This window comes from Malacoplasma iowae (genome assembly GCF_900660615.1).
Lineage (GTDB): Bacteria > Bacillota_I > Bacilli_A > Mycoplasmatales > Mycoplasmoidaceae > Malacoplasma > Malacoplasma iowae.
Genome location: NZ_LR215023.1, coordinates 840,285 through 856,024, shown reverse-complemented (window position 1 = coordinate 856,024; position 15,740 = coordinate 840,285). Strand labels below are relative to the sequence as shown.

Sequence of the window (15,740 nt, the reverse complement as noted above, 5' to 3'; positions counted from 1 at the left end):
TTTTGTATATTTTTTTTATAAAAAATTATAAAAAAAATTATATTATAATATTTTTATTCATAGGGGTATTTTTTATGAAAAATATGAGCGAATATGCAAGTTATATAGATCATACATGTCTTTCATCTGATGCTTCTGAAGATAAAATAATTAAATTATGTGAAGAAGCAAAAAAATATGGTTTTTATTCTGTTTGTGTAAATCCATATTATATAAATTTAGCTAAAAAAATATTAGCTAATACTAATGTTAAAGTTTGTGCTGTTATAGGTTTTCCTTTGGGACAAAATACAACATCATCAAAAGTATTTGAAACAAAAGATGCTATAAATTCTGGTGCAAATGAAATAGATATGGTAATTAATATTTCTAAACTTAAAAATAAAGATATAGATTATTGTGTCTCTGAAATTAATGAAATTAAAAAAGCTTGTGGCAACAATGTACTAAAAGTAATTGTTGAAACTTGCTTATTAACAGAACAAGAAAAACAATTAGCTTGTGAAATAGTTTTAAAAAGCAATGCTGAATTTATAAAAACATCTACTGGTTTTTCAACTGGTGGAGCAACAGTTGAAGATATCACTTTATTTAAAAAATGTTTGGGTGATAAAAAACTAATTAAAGCAGCTGGTGGAATTAAAAATAGTGATGATCTAATAAAAATGATTGATGCTGGTGCAGATAGAATTGGGACATCTCGTGGTGTTATGTTAATGACAAATAAAGAGGATAATTTAAATACATATTAAAATTTAGATTCTTGTATAAGAATCTTTTTTTATTTTCTAAAAGAATTTATCAATTAAAATATAGATATTGTAAAAAAGGAAAATTATGCAGACTCTTGGATTAGTATTAATACCATTATTGTTTATTTTTAATTCATTTGGAATTGGTAAATTGATATCAAAATATAAAATATCAATCAATAATCCAACTATGTTCTGTGCAGGTTTTTTTGTATTTGTTTCTTTAATTAGTTTGATATCTGTTCCTTTTTTTATTGTTAATGAAATATCATATACTTTTCCTTATATAGTACTTTCAATACAAATACTTTTATTATTGTTTTATCTTTATAATTGAAAATTATTTATTTTTTCAATTTATATAAATTGAAATAAATTATTAACTTTTTTATTGGTTTTAATTATATCTATTTCATATTATTTATTATTTGTAATATTTGATTTAAGTCCTTTTTCAAATTATTTTTCTAAAGACAATCCTTTTTTACTTAGTAATAATGCAAATGTTTTTTCTATTTTTAAAAATGTTTTTTTAGACAATATTTTAAAAATATTTAAAATAACTGATGCAACAAACATTAATAGTTTTTATAAATATTCATTTGGGGTTGTTGTTCTTTTTTTAAATACGTGTGCTATTTTATCTATTGTAAAAATTAAGAACTATTTTTATACTTATCGTTTTATTGGAACTTTGTTTTTAAGTCTTGTAATTAGTTTTTTTGTTTTTAATAACATTGATTCGATTATAAGTTTTGTATCTATATTGTTAATAGTATTGGTATTAGCTGTTGATTTGCTTGTATCAAATAGTACTAATAAAAGTTTTGAAAGAAAACATTTATTGTTAAATACAGGAATTATATCTATTGTTTTTTTGAATACAAATTTTGTATTTTTTGCTGCTGTTATTTTTGTATTCTTTTTTATTACCTCATATTGTAAAAGTATTTCTTTTGCTGTTGATAACTTAATTAGAACTTTCTTATACCTTGTTTTTACAAGTGCAATTTTCTTTGTAAATGTTCAATTAGTTGTTACATTTATTTTGCTTGGTGTTTTTATTGTTTTGTTTTCTTTTCATTTTGTTTATAGAAAAAATAGTGAAAAATATTATGAATTAATTTGAAAATTTGAACTTTTCTTTAAAGATAAAATCAGATATTTTTTGTTTTTTATATTTTTTATTTTTGTTTTAGTTTATGTAATTTTGATTTTGCAATCTAAAGTTGTAATAGATATTTCACTTATTGCAATAATTACAAGTAATAATGATCAAGCTTTAGTTAAGGGTATAAATATATCTTTTTGAATATTTTATACAGGTGTTTTAGCTTATGGGGTTTTGTATGCTTTTATCAAAATTAAAAAAATTAATAGAAACCAATCAGGATTATTAGTTGTTTCATATATTGCTTTATTTTTTTATAATCCTTTGTTTATAAACTTACTTAACCAAATAGCTTCATTATCAAATTTATTTATTTTTGATTTTAAAATTTATTTCCTTATTTTAATATTGATAGTGTATTTAAGTTTTTATAAAAACGTTGTGAAAATGGATTACAATAATTCAAGATATTTTGGTAAATTGGACCATAAATATTTAAACTTTAAGAAAAAAATGGGATTGTATTTAACTTCTAATTATTCAATTATGACTTCATATAGTTTAATGTCATTAATTATTTTTGCAATCTCAATTGCTTCTATATCTATTTAATTTGGAGTTTGAATGAATAAAGAAAATATCAAAAAAGAAATCGAAATCTTAAAGCAAAATTTAAAACAATGAGAGTATGAATATTATGGATTAGAGAATCCAACAGTAAGCGATTATGAATATGATCAAGCTTTAAAAAAATTAATTTCACTTGAAATAGCATACCCAGAATTTAAAACTGATGATTCACCATCAAATCGTGTTGGTGGTTATATATCAGAAAAGTTTAGCAAAGTTAAACACAAATATCCTATGTTATCATTATCAAATGCTTTTGATAAAAATGATCTTATTAAATTTGATGCTGATATAAAAAAAGAACTTAATGTTAAAGAAGTTGAATATGTTGTTGAACCAAAAATTGATGGTTTAAGTATTTCTTTAATTTATAAAAATGGAAAACTTTTACAAGCGATAACAAGAGGTGATGGTGTTATTGGTGAAGATGTTACAGCAAATGTTAAAACAATTAAAACAATACCATTAACAATAGACTATCAAGATGAAATTGAAATTAGGGGTGAAATATTTTTAACTAAAGCAGATTTTTTAAAAATAAATAATGATAAAAATTTGATTAAAAAATTTGCTAATGCTAGAAATGCTGCAAGTGGTTCTTTAAGAAATCTAGATACATCAATTACAGCTTCAAGAAATTTAACTGGATATTTTTATTATGTTCCAAATTCAAGACAACTAAACATTAACAAACAATATGATGTTCTAAAATGATTATCAGATCACAAAATCTTAACATCAAAAGATATTATTAAAGCAAAAAATATTGATGAAGTAATTCAACGTGTTGAAGAGTTAACAAAACTAAGAGATAGCTTTAAATATGATATTGATGGAATAGTTATTAAAGTTAATAATATAGATTGATATGAAGAAATTGGTTATACATCTAAATTCCCTAAATGGGCAACAGCTTATAAGTTTCCTGCAAACATTAAAACATCGACACTTAATTCAATTGATGTAACAGTTGGTAGAACTGGAAGAATTAATTTTATAGCTAATATTACACCAATTGAACTTGATGGTTCAATCATTTCTAAAGCAACACTTCATAATGCAGAATACATTATAGAAAAAGACATTAGAATTAATGATGTTGTAGAAATATATAAAGCTGGCGATATTATTCCTAAGATAATTAAACCAATAAAAGAAGAAAGAAATAAAAATAGTGTAGAATGAAAACCACCTCTTCACTGTCCTTGTTGTAATAGTGTTTTAGTAAAATTTGAAAATGAAGTTGATCAATATTGTATAAATACCAATTGTGAAGATAAAATAATACAACAAATATCACACTTTTGTAGTCGTGATGCTATGAATGTTGATGGTTTATCAGAAGCTATTATTGAAAAGTTTTATAAAAATAATTTAATAAATAATGTAGCTGATTTATATGAAATAAAAAATAAAAAAGAAGCAATATTAAATTTGGACATTTTAATTAAAGAAAAAGCATTTAATAACATTGTTAATGCAATAGAAAAAACAAAAGAAAATTCACTAGAGAAACTAATCTTTGGATTAGGAATAAGACATGTTGGTTTTAATGTTGCAAAACTTGTTGCAAAACGTTTTAAAAGTATCAATGGAATCATTAATGCATCTGTTGATGATATATTATCAATTGGTGAAGTTGGAGAAAAAATTGCTATATCAATAACTAATTGATTTAATGATATAGACAATATAAAAACAATTAAAAGACTTAAAGAATATGGTGTTAATTTCAATTATATAAACGAATATGCAGATTTTGTTGTTTCTCCTGAAAATGAAAAATATAAAAATAAATCATTTGTAATTACAGGATCATTTGAAAAAAACAGAAATGAAATAAAAAATATTTTAGAAAGTGTTTATCATGCAAAAGTTACTTCTTCAGTAACAAAAAATACAGATTATTTAATTATTGGTAATTCGCCTACACAAAACAAAATTGAAAAGGCTAAGAGTTTAAATATTCCTATAATTGAAAAACCATTCTGAAATAACTAAAATATTAACAAAAATTAATTTATATTGTTTGAATAAGTACCAACAATTTTTATAATAACCATATCAAACATAAAAAAAGAGGATGCAATATGAGAATTGATAAGCATGTAGAGAAAATTTTAGTTACACACAACAAGATAATTAAAAGTATAAACAAATGTGCTGATTGAATAAATAGTAAATTTAAAAATCAAAGTGTTGTATTGATTGGTGTTTTAAAAGGTTGTACTCCTTTTGTTGGTCACCTATTACCAAAGCTTAAAATTGATCTAGTTTTAGATTTTATATCTGTGTCTTCTTATGCAAATGGTGTAAAACAAGATGAAAATATAAAAATTAAAAATTTAATGGTAGATGTAAAAGATAAAAATGTCATCATTGCTGATGATGTTATAGATAGTGGAAGAACATTAAAAGCTTTAAAAGATATGTTTATTTCATATGGGGCTAAAAGTGTTACTTTAGTAACATTGGTAGATAAAAAAGAAGGTAGAAAAATAAACTTTGATGTTGATTATTCATGTTTGTCTCTTCCAAATGAATGAATTGTTGGTTGGGGATTTGATATTAAAGAATCTTTTAGAAATTTACCATACATTGGAATCTTAAAAAAAGAATATCAACAATAATATTTTCTATATAAAAATAAATTATTAAGTATCACTTTAATAAATAAAAAAAGTGGTACTTTTTTTACCACTTATTAATTTTTACAATTACCATTTTTATCTGTACATAAACATTGTCCACTAAATGCTATAAAACAAACAAATTTAATTTCTTTATTTTCAGATATCATTAGTAATCCATCATTATATATACCATTGTCTCTATTGTTTTTATTACCTTGATTCATATGAACATCATGAATACCAAGTTTTACATTATTCATTTCATCGATGTTTTCATATAATTGACACCAAACTGTTATATCAAGATTTTTTTCTTTAGCTATTTTTAAATTATGATCTAGTAAAAAATATAAATATAATTGCTCTACAAATTGTTCATTTACAAATACTTTTAATTTATTAAGATCAAACATTTTATTTCTTATATAGTCTATGGAAATATTTTTCTTAATGTTTTTATATGCTCCACTTTGTAATTTCATTGCCTTATTAAGTGGTCTTTTATTTTTTAAATCATCTATTGGGTGAGTTGGACAGTATATTTTTAAATCTGGAGATTGGGGATTGTTTGAAAAAATGTTTATATTAACATGATAATCTTTTCCGTTTACATCCAATATCATATTGTAATGTGGCCCCTTTTTTCTTCTTTCGTCTTCAGTTAACATGTTAAGTTCTGTTTCAAAAGATTTTATTTTACCTTTAATAATTCCATAATTATCTAACATAAAAACTCCTTTAAATAAATTAAATTAATATAATAATTATATATTTAAGTTATCAATAACTTTTCTAAAGTGTATAAAAATACTAAGTTATAAATTATCTATAAATTTTTTTACTATTGAAAAACAAATTTCTTTATTTTCAAAAAACGGCATATGTTTGCTATTTTTGATAATAAATGTTTTAACATTTGGATTGTTTTTAAATAATGAAAATGTTTCTTTGGATGGTATTAAAGGATCACTATCTCCTAAAATTAGTAATGTTAAAACATCTAATCTTGAAATAACATCTCCAATTAATTCAACTCATTTTAGCTGGTTTTCTTTTTTAATTAATAATTTTAATTGGTAATTATTATGCATTTTATTGAATTCACTTGTAATGTATTTATCATATATTGTTTTTTCTTTAAATATTTTTAAAGGATCAAAAAAAAGAGAATTTATTATCATTATTGTGTCATCAATTGTTTTTGGAATAAATTTTTCTACAAGCGAATAATTATTTATTACTGATGGGTTTAGTGGAGCTTCAAGAATATATTGAAAATTAATGTTATGTTTTTTTAAATCATCAAATAATAGTAAAGCAATTCCACCACCCATAGAATGACCCATGATAATAAGATTTTTTAGATTATTTTTTAATATAAATTCTAAAGCGATTTCTTTAAAATAAATTAAATCTAACTGGTTATCATTTTCAATAATAGAATTACCATGACCTATCATGTTAATACAATAGAAATTACAATTATTAAAATAATCATAAAAAGATATTTTGTTATTAAAGTTACCACCAAAACCATGAAGAAATAAAATATTTTTAGTTTCTGGATTTTTATTATTAATAATTATTTTTGTTTCAATGTTTTTTCAATTTATGTTCATAATGTATTACAATCTTTTTAATATAAATAAAATTATAAGGTTTTTTTATGAGTATGAGTATATATGATTTTGTAGTAAAAGATATTAAAGGAAATGATGTAAGTTTATCAAAATATAAAAATAAAGTTATGATCATTGTTAATGTTGCAAGTAAGTGTGGTAACACAAAGCAATATGAAGAACTTCAAAATTTATATGATAAATATAAAGATGATGGTTTGGTAATATTAGGTTTTCCATGTAATCAGTTTTTTATGCAAGAACCAAAATCAAATGAAGAAATCTTAGAATTCTGCCAGACTAAATATAATGTTACATTTGATATGTTTGCAAAAATTAAAGTTAATGGAAAAGAAGGTGTTGAGCCTTTGTATGACTTTTTAAAAAACGAAATTAAATGAACAGAACGTGCTAAAAATGTGAAATGAAATTTTGAAAAATTTTTGGTTGATAAGAATGGTAAAGTAGTAGATAGAATTATGCCAAAAATTACCCCATTTGATATTGAAGATAAAATTAAAAAATTGCTTTATTAAAAGTAAGTTATTTATATCATTTTAATTAATGTAGAATTAAAGTAATTAAGCAAACCTTAGTCTATAAATTTTTTATTTTGAAATTATAGATTTTGGGTTTATTTATTATTAATATATTTTGTTAATAGTATTTGTTTTAACTTTTACTTGTATCAACATTTTTAAAATAAAGGAATGATTATGGCTGAAACTAGAAATGTAAAAAATAAAAAAACATTAAGTGAAAAACAAATTGCTCATAGACAGCAAGTTCAAGAAAGAAGAACTAGAATACAAGATAAAAGAAAAAGTTTACATGATCAAAGAGTAAAAGCAAGAGTTGAAAAAAATAATGTTGTAGTTTTAGATAATTTTATTAGAGTTAAATTGTCTCAATCATTATTAAAATTTTCAAGTTTGTATGATAACAAAAAAGTTTGATTAAATTTATTAATTGTTTTTATTATTTCTGTTTTAACAGGTTTTATTGGAGTTATATTATTACAAAATACAGGATTATATAATGTAGGGTTAGATGCTTTATCACAAGGTATAGGACGTCTTGCTGCTTTTTTGGTTAGGAGTAATGGTGCTAGTGAACTTGTAGCACAAGATGTTTTTAATGCATTATTTTGGTCCATAATTATTGTTTTAAATATTCCTTTAATAATTTTTGGGTGATACAAAATTTAAAAAAGGTTTAGCTTGTATACAAGTTTTTATGTTGTTGTAAGTAGTATATTTGGTTTATCTTTAGGTTTTATTCCTGGGTTTGAAAATGTATTTATTTTTGCAACAGTTAAATCAAGTCCAATATTTTCAGAATATAGTGTTCAATTTATTACTTGAAATTTAAACTCTGATTCTACTGCTCAATTGTCGTTATTTATTTATGGTTTTATGTTTGGGGCAATATCATCTATTTTTTATTCTGTTTTATTTATTTTAAGTTCATCAACAGGTGGTTTAGATTTTATTGTTGTTTGATATGCTTAGAAAAAATATAAAGATATTGGTACTGTTTTTACATATATAAATATTGTTTTCTTTATTTTTAGTTATGTAATTGGTACATATATTCCAGCAAGCTTATCAATAAGCGAAGCAAGAAATAGTGGTAATGATAGTTTGGTTCAAATAGCTGATGATTTAGCAAAAGCTGAAACTTTTCCATTTTCATTTGATATTTTATTTTCACCAGCATTTTTCTCATCAATAATCATGAGTATTGTATTAGGTTTGTTTTTAAATAAATTATTTCCAAAATACCAAATGTGTAAAGTTGAAATTAATAGTAGATATGTTGATAAATTGCGTGAGTCAATCATTGCTGATAAAAAACCATATGCAATTTCAATTTATACAATTGAAGGTGGATATAGTAGACAACAACATAAAATACTTACAACAAATTGCATGTATGTAGATGCTGCTAAACTTTTAAAATATACAAGAGAAATTGATCCAAATGCTTTATATATAGTTTCCATTTTGAAATCATATGATGGTTATGCTTATTTTAAAGCCAAAGAAGTTGAACAATTTAATTTTAAAAAATGATTTAGTTTATTTAAAAAGAAACATGAAATTGAATCTGAAAAACCACATGAAATTAAAATTGAAGTTGATCAAAACAACATGAGTTTATTAGAAGATAAACTTAAAATTAATTCTGCTGATGAAAAGATAAAGGACTATGATTCAACAATTGATATTGATTTGGATGATGAAAATGATGAGGCTAGTGAAACTACCTTTATTGTTGGTAATGAAATTATTGATGAAAAATTGGATGAATTACATTTAAAAGATATTATAGAAGAACAACAAGAAAAAAGTAAAATTTCATCTAAAGAAAAAAGCGAAAATAAAGATGATGAATTAGAAATAATTTTTGATCAAATTGAAAACTCAAACGAACAAGAAAAAATAAACCATAATCATCAAGAAAAAAACACAAATGAAAAAGTGGTAGATAATTCAGAAGATAAAGAAAATAAAAAGAAAAAATAATTTATCAATTATTTAAATTTATATATTTTATGAAATGGTACAGGTGTTTTAAACAAACAACTTACCATTTTTTTATCTCTAATAGAGGTTAGAATAATAATTTAATTTACAAATCAAATATTTAAAATATAAGTTATGAAAAATCAAATTATGATATACAATATTAATGTTATTTATATGACATTGTCTTAATTTTATTCCTTAAGTTAAGGTCGCTTTGTCATTATTGTATATTTATGAAAGGAAAAAAATATTATGGCTATAACTAAACAAGAAAAAGCTAAAATTGTTAAAGAATTTGGTGGTAATGAAAAAAATACAGGAAAAACAGAAGTTCAAATTGCTATTTTAACTGCTGAAATTTCATCGCTAACAAACCACTTAGTTGATAACAAAAAAGATAATACATCAAAAAGAGGATTATATAAAAAAGTTTCACAAAGAAAATCTTTATTAACTTATTTAAAAAATACTGATATTAATAGATACCGTGAAATTATTAAAAAACTTAATTTACGTGGTAACTAATTTACCGCTAAAATTAAATAATTAAAAAATTAGTTCTTTTATGTACTAGTTTTTTTATTACTTACTTATTTTTATAAAAATTGTGGAGAACTATCATGACATTTTTTAAAAAAAGAAATAATAAAACAATTCAAGATACAAACATTAACACACTAAAACCTGATTTAAAAAAAATAAAGGTATCAAATAGTATTGTTGTTGGGGGTATGATTGCTTTTGGTAAATCAACATTAGCTAAAAAAATTAATGAAGCAATTAAAGATTCACAAATAGTGTTTGAATTAAATGATGAAGATCAATTAATGAATTTGTTATTGCAAAAAATGTATGAAAGAGAAAATAACTTACTATTTGGATCTTTGTTCCAATTGTATTTTGTATTGAATAGATTTCAAAATTATAAAAATAATTGTAATAACAAAAATATTACTATTTTTGATAGAAGTATTTTTGAAGATTGATTATTTGCACATGAAAACATTGTAAGGCCAAGTGTTTTTTCATATTATGATAGTTTATGAAAAGATGTTGCATATGAATTAATTTATGAATATGGTGTACCAAAATTATATGTAATATTAACAGGGGATTGAAAACTATTTAAAGAACGTTTGTTTGAAAGAAATAGAAAAATTGAAATTGATAATTACAAAAAGAATGAAACATACTTTAGAAAACTATTAGAAATATATGAAGAATATATGGTTAATGTTTGTAAGGATTTTGGAATAGATTATATACTTGTTGATGCAAACAAACCATTAGAAGAAAAAGTTGATATTGTTTTAAACAAAATTAAATCTATTACAGCATGACATAAAAAAATTAATGGTACTGATTCATATAAAATAGAAAATTTTATTAACCACTATAATTTCTTTTCTGCAAAAGATTTAAATAGTTCAAAAGCTAATGAATTTATTTCTGAGATTAACAAAGTATTAGATAAACAAGAAATCACAGTTATAACAATGCTTAATGGTTTAGAACCATATGCATCTAAAAAAACATATGATGAAATTGGTAATGAACTTAACTTATCTATTGCTAAAATAAAATCAATAGAAAAAACAGCTGTTGATAAAATAAATCAAATTAAAATTAAAACTTAGTTGGGTGATTAAAATGTACAATCATAGTTTGATAGAAAAAAAGTGAAGCAAGTATTGAAAAGAAAATAAAACTTTTAAATTCCATGATGATATTAAAAATGATAAAAAGTTTTATGTTTTAGATATGTTCCCCTATCCAAGCGGAAGTGGTTTACATGTGGGCCATGGTAAAGGTTATACTTTTACTGATGTAATTGCAAGATATAAAAGATTTCAAGGATTTAATGTTTTGCATCCAATTGGTTGAGATGCTTTTGGGTTGCCAGCTGAACAATATGCTTTAGATACTGGTAATCATCCAGAATCATTTACTATGAAAAACATAGATAACTTTAGAAACCAATTACAAATGTTTGGTTTTAGTTATGATTATGATAAAGAAGTTAATACTATTGATCCCAAATATTATCAATGAACACAATGAATTTTCATTCAACTTTATAAAAAAGGTCTAGCAGAAATAAAAGATGTTGATGTTAATTGATGTGAAGCGCTTGGAACAGTTTTAGCTAATGAAGAAGTATTAACAGATGAAAATGGAAACAAAGTATCTGAACGGGGAAAACACCCAGTTGTTAAAAAACCAATGAAACAATGGGTTCTTAAAATCACTGAGTATGCAGATAGATTGATTGATGATTTAGATTTAACAGATTGAAATCTTGGTTTAAAAAATATTCAAACATCTTGAATTGGCAGAACTAATGGTGCAAGTATTAAATTTCAAGTTTTAAACTCAAAAGATATAATTGAAGTTTTTACTTCAAGACCAGATACTATTTTTGGAGTAAGTTTTATTGGATTGTCAATTGATCATGAAATAGTAAAACAAAAAGCAATAAAAGACCAAAATGTACAAAAATATATTAATAGTGTTAACTCTTTAAAAGAGTATGAAAGAAATAAGGACGAAGCTGAAAAAACTGGTGTTTTTTTAGATTTGTATGCAATTCATCCTATCACTAAAAAACAAATTCCAATTTATGTTACAAACTATGTTTTATCAAACTATGGAAATGGTGCAGTCATGGGTGTTCCAGCACATGATTTAAGAGATTTTTTATTTGCTAAAAAATATGGTTGTGAAATCATTAAAGTAGTAGATTCAGAACAAGATTGTTACCAAGAAGATGGCAAACACATTAATTCAGATTTTTTAAATGATTTAAACATAAATCAAGCTACTGAAACAATAATTAAATATCTTGAAAAAAATAAAATTGGAAAAAGTAAAACTAATTATAAATTAAAAGATTGATTATTTAGCAGACAAAGATATTGAGGAGAACCATTCCCTGTTTTATTTGATAATAATGGTAATATTTTACTTGAAGATAACCTTCCATTAAAGTTGCCAAAAACTGATAATATCAAACCAAGTGGTGATGGAAAAAGTCCTTTAGCTAATTTAACAGATTGAGTTAACGTTAAAATTGGAAACAAATTATATCAAAGAGAAACTAATACAATGCCACAATGAGCTGGTAGTTGTTGATATTTTTTAGGTTATTTATTAAAACAAGATAATGGTGAATATATTCCCCTAAACTCTAAAGAAGCATTTGATATTTTTAAAAGATGAATGCCTATTGACTTATATGTTGGTGGACAAGAACATGCAGTTTTACATCTACTTTACGCTAGATTTTGATACAAATTTTTATATGATATAAAAGTTGTTCCAAATAAAGAACCATTTTTTAAATTAGTAAATCAAGGAATGATTTTAGGTAGTGATGGTGAAAAAATGTCTAAATCAAAAGGGAATGTTGTAAACCCTATTGATGTAATAAAACTTTATGGCGCTGATTCTTTGAGATTGTATGAATTATTTATGGGACCAATAACAGCATCTCTTGAATGAAATGATAATGGTCTTGCTGGGATGAATAAATGAATCAATCGTGTTTATAGAATGTTTGATACTAAAAAAATAGATGATAAAGAAAACAAAGAATTAGAATTAGCATATATAAAATTTGTTTCAAAAATAACAAAACAAATTGAAAATTATGAAACAAATTTAGCAATATCTGAAATGATGATTTTTGTTAATGAATGTTATAAATATGAAACATTAAATGCAAAAATAATGGAAGGGTTTGTAACTATTTTGTCTTGTTTCACTCCGTTTATTTGTGAAGAAATTAATGAAGTCTTTTTAAAAAATAAAAATAGTATTACAAAAAATAAATGACCTATAGTTGATGAATCAAAAATTGTTGTTTCTGAAATTAATATTCCAGTTCAAATTAATGGAAAAGTTAGAGATGTTATAAATATAAAAATTGATCAAGAAGAAAAAGAAATTTTAAACCAAGCTTTAAATACAACAAAAATAAAACAATTAATAGAAAACAAAGAGATTGTTAAAACAATTTATGTTAAAAACAAAATTGTAAATCTAATAATAAAATAATGTATAATTTACAAGTACAATTGCAAAGTTATATTTATATTTTTAAGTAATGAGGAATTTTTATGGCAATTAAAAGAAGCGTTAGATTAGAGTGTAATGAATGTAAAGAAATTAATTATTTAACATTCAAAAACCAAAAGAAACATCCAGAACGTTTAGAATTAAACAAATATTGTTCTAGATGTCAAAAAGCACAACCACACAAAGAAACTAAAAAGAAATAATTTTAATGTTAAAACAAAATATTGTAAAAAAAGTGATTGAAATGAATAATGCAGATGCATTTTTGTTTGTGTCTGATGTAAATCGTTACTGATATACAGAATTTCAATCATCTTATGGATTTGTGGTTTGTACTTTAAATAAAACATATTTATTTTTGGATAAAAGATATTTTCAAAAAGCAGTAGATACAATTAAAGATGAAAATATTATTATCATTGATTTGAAATCTCAACAACAAGTTCTTGATTTACTAGTTGAATTAGGTGTTAATAAATTACTTGTTGAAAAAGAACATTTTTTATTAAGTGACTTTAGTTTTTATGGGAAAGATATTACTAAGATAATTCCATTTCAATCAAGCATTTTAAGAATTCAAAAAACAGCTAAAGAACTAAAAAACATTCAAAAAGCTTGTGATATAGTTTGTGAAACTATGAATTGAATTCAAACAGTGATTGAACCAGGAATGACAGAAATAGAAGTATCAAATATGGTTAGTGCTCACATGTTAGATCTTGGAGCAGAAAAAAATTCATTTGATCCAATAGTTGCAAGTGGTCCTAATGGAGCTTATCCTCACCATAGACCATCAAATAGAGTTATTGAAAATAATGAATTTGTAACAATTGATATGGGATGTATCTACAAAGGTTATTGTTCTGATTTGACTAGAACTTTCCCTATTGGAACTCCTGATCAAAAATTAATTGATGCTTATAATGTAGTATTAAAATCAAATGAAACAGGAATTCAAAGTGTTAAATACAAAATGAATGGTAATGAACTTGATAAAATTTGTAGGGATATAATTTCAGAAACTGAATTTAAAGATTATTTTGTTCATTCAACAGGTCATGGTGTTGGAATTGAAGTTCATGAACTTCCAAATGTTAGTACAAGTTATAATAAACCTTTAGAACATAATTCAGTTATTACTGTTGAACCAGGTATTTATATACCAGGTCTTGGTGGAATTAGAATTGAAGACATGGTTTTAGTTGATAAGGATAATAATCATATAACTCTAACAAGTTTAGCAAATAAATATAGATTTAATTAATAGTCCTATTCAAAGGACTATTTTTATTTTTTTATTTGTAAACTATATTAAAATTAATATTGTTATGAAAATAGTAAACCTAAATAATTTAACTACTAATTATGAAGTTGATAATTTAATTATTGGACATTTCAACATAATTCATAATGGACATCTAAAATTAATTAATAAACATAAAAATTTTTCTTTTCTTATTTTTCAAAATAACCCTTCAAAAAGTTATAATATGTATTCTTTAGATGAAAGAATAGAAAACTTAAAACAATTTAAACCAGAATTTATTTTTTATTTTGATATCTTAGAAGACAATTGTGATGCTATTGAATTTATTGAAAAATATTTAAAAAAAATTAATATAAAAAACATTATTGTTGGATCTGACTATCGTTTTGGAAAAAATAAAACCGGTGATGTTAATTTATTAAAAAAATATTTTAATGTTGATTGTATAAATAATGATGAAGTTATATCGACACATAAAATACTATCTTTAATTGAAAATGGAGAAATTGAAAAAGCTAATAAATTATCAGCATTTAATTTTTATTATTATGGTGAAGTTATACATGGTAAAAAAATTGGAACTAAAAATTTTTTTCCAACAGCTAATATGGTTCAAAATAAAACAATAAAAATTAAAGCAGGAAGTTATGTATCAAAAACACTTGTAGATAAAAAATGGTACAGTAGCATTTCTTTTGTTGGAATTCCAAAAACTGTTGAATCAAGTTTAGAAGTTGTTGAAACATATATATTTAATTTTTCAGAAAATATATATGGTAAAAAAATCAAGGTTGAACTTTTAAAATTCATAAGAGAAAATCAAAAATTCAATTCATTTGAAGAATTATTAAAAAACATTCAAAATGATTTGCAAATTGCAAAAAATTTCTTTCATATTAATTAAGTATCTGTTTAAAAGTTGTTAAATTAAGTTTTTTAATTTATAAACTTTTTTTGTTAAATTTAATCAATAAATTTTAATGACAAGAAAAAAACGAACATAAAAAACACGCAAAATAAATTTTAAGTTTTTAGCGAAAAAATTTATTTTTTATAACGGTTTTTTATAGTTTTTTTATTAACACGATTCTTTTGAATAATTTGATTTTTTATGATACGT

15 protein-coding genes and 1 pseudogene are annotated in these 15,740 nt (G+C 22.9%); 14 read left to right on the top strand and 2 right to left on the bottom strand.

Annotated features, from left to right (window positions below; genetic code table 4):
* Positions 1 to 83: 83 nt before the first annotated feature.
* The 4 genes from deoC (at position 84) to hpt (ending at position 5,123) form a co-directional block, all read left to right on the top strand.
* Positions 84 to 752, top strand: a complete 669-nt coding sequence (gene deoC / locus EXC57_RS03395) for a deoxyribose-phosphate aldolase (protein WP_040538262.1) — start codon at positions 84 to 86, stop codon at positions 750 to 752.
* A gap of 85 nt (positions 753 to 837) precedes the next feature.
* Entirely contained in the window at positions 838 to 2,475 is a 1,638-nt protein-coding gene (locus tag EXC57_RS03390; protein WP_004025080.1) for a hypothetical protein, read from the top strand.
* A 12-nt stretch (positions 2,476 to 2,487) separates the two neighbouring features.
* Positions 2,488 to 4,494, top strand: coding sequence for an NAD-dependent DNA ligase LigA (gene ligA / locus EXC57_RS03385; RefSeq protein WP_004025079.1), 2,007 nt, complete (start codon positions 2,488 to 2,490; stop codon positions 4,492 to 4,494).
* Between the two features lie 89 nt (positions 4,495 to 4,583).
* Entirely contained in the window at positions 4,584 to 5,123 is a 540-nt protein-coding gene (gene hpt / locus EXC57_RS03380) for a hypoxanthine phosphoribosyltransferase (protein WP_004025078.1), read from the top strand.
* Between the two features lie 74 nt (positions 5,124 to 5,197).
* On the opposite strand, the gene EXC57_RS03375 is transcribed toward hpt, so the two are convergent.
* Positions 5,198 to 5,854, bottom strand: coding sequence for a DUF2278 family protein (locus tag EXC57_RS03375; RefSeq protein WP_129692639.1), 657 nt, complete (start codon positions 5,852 to 5,854; stop codon positions 5,198 to 5,200).
* 87 nt (positions 5,855 to 5,941) lie between these two features.
* A complete protein-coding gene (locus tag EXC57_RS03370) occupies positions 5,942 to 6,745 on the bottom strand; it encodes an alpha/beta hydrolase (RefSeq protein ID WP_004025075.1) in 804 nt (267 codons plus the stop codon).
* Between the two features lie 53 nt (positions 6,746 to 6,798).
* Between EXC57_RS03370 and EXC57_RS03365 the strand changes: the two genes are divergently transcribed.
* The 10 genes and pseudogenes from EXC57_RS03365 (at position 6,799) to ribF (ending at position 15,524) form a co-directional block, all read left to right on the top strand.
* The gene (locus EXC57_RS03365) at positions 6,799 to 7,281 is read left to right on the top strand and encodes a glutathione peroxidase (protein ID WP_004025074.1); all 483 of its coding nucleotides are present in this window, start codon (positions 6,799 to 6,801) and stop codon (positions 7,279 to 7,281) included.
* Between the two features lie 180 nt (positions 7,282 to 7,461).
* Positions 7,462 to 7,953: a hypothetical protein gene (locus EXC57_RS03360; protein ID WP_129692638.1), complete on the top strand. Its 492-nt coding sequence runs from the start codon at positions 7,462 to 7,464 to the stop codon at positions 7,951 to 7,953.
* Positions 7,954 to 7,965: 12 nt separating this feature from the next.
* Positions 7,966 to 8,256: a hypothetical protein gene (locus EXC57_RS03355; protein WP_129692637.1), complete on the top strand. Its 291-nt coding sequence runs from the start codon at positions 7,966 to 7,968 to the stop codon at positions 8,254 to 8,256.
* 132 nt (positions 8,257 to 8,388) lie between these two features.
* Positions 8,389 to 9,273 carry a DUF2179 domain-containing protein gene (locus EXC57_RS03350; protein WP_129692636.1) on the top strand — a complete coding sequence of 295 codons (885 nt, stop codon included), beginning with the start codon at positions 8,389 to 8,391 and terminating at the stop codon, positions 9,271 to 9,273.
* A 255-nt stretch (positions 9,274 to 9,528) separates the two neighbouring features.
* Complete coding sequence (rpsO, locus tag EXC57_RS03345) at positions 9,529 to 9,801, top strand: 30S ribosomal protein S15 (RefSeq protein WP_004025072.1); 273 nt, start codon at positions 9,529 to 9,531, stop codon at positions 9,799 to 9,801.
* Positions 9,802 to 9,896: 95 nt separating this feature from the next.
* Positions 9,897 to 10,604: pseudogene (locus tag EXC57_RS03340) on the top strand (deoxynucleoside kinase); the annotation flags it as partial.
* A 322-nt stretch (positions 10,605 to 10,926) separates the two neighbouring features.
* Positions 10,927 to 13,332 (top strand): leucine--tRNA ligase, encoded by a 2,406-nt coding sequence (gene leuS, locus EXC57_RS03335; protein WP_004025070.1) that lies wholly within the window; start codon positions 10,927 to 10,929, stop codon positions 13,330 to 13,332.
* Positions 13,333 to 13,394: 62 nt separating this feature from the next.
* Positions 13,395 to 13,556, top strand: a complete 162-nt coding sequence (gene rpmG / locus EXC57_RS03330) for a 50S ribosomal protein L33 (RefSeq protein ID WP_004025069.1) — start codon at positions 13,395 to 13,397, stop codon at positions 13,554 to 13,556.
* Between the two features lie 41 nt (positions 13,557 to 13,597).
* Positions 13,598 to 14,617 (top strand): aminopeptidase P family protein, encoded by a 1,020-nt coding sequence (locus EXC57_RS03325; protein ID WP_229502549.1) that lies wholly within the window; start codon positions 13,598 to 13,600, stop codon positions 14,615 to 14,617.
* A gap of 64 nt (positions 14,618 to 14,681) precedes the next feature.
* Entirely contained in the window at positions 14,682 to 15,524 is an 843-nt protein-coding gene (gene ribF, locus EXC57_RS03320; RefSeq protein ID WP_004025067.1) for a riboflavin biosynthesis protein RibF, read from the top strand.
* Positions 15,525 to 15,740 lie beyond the last annotated feature (216 nt).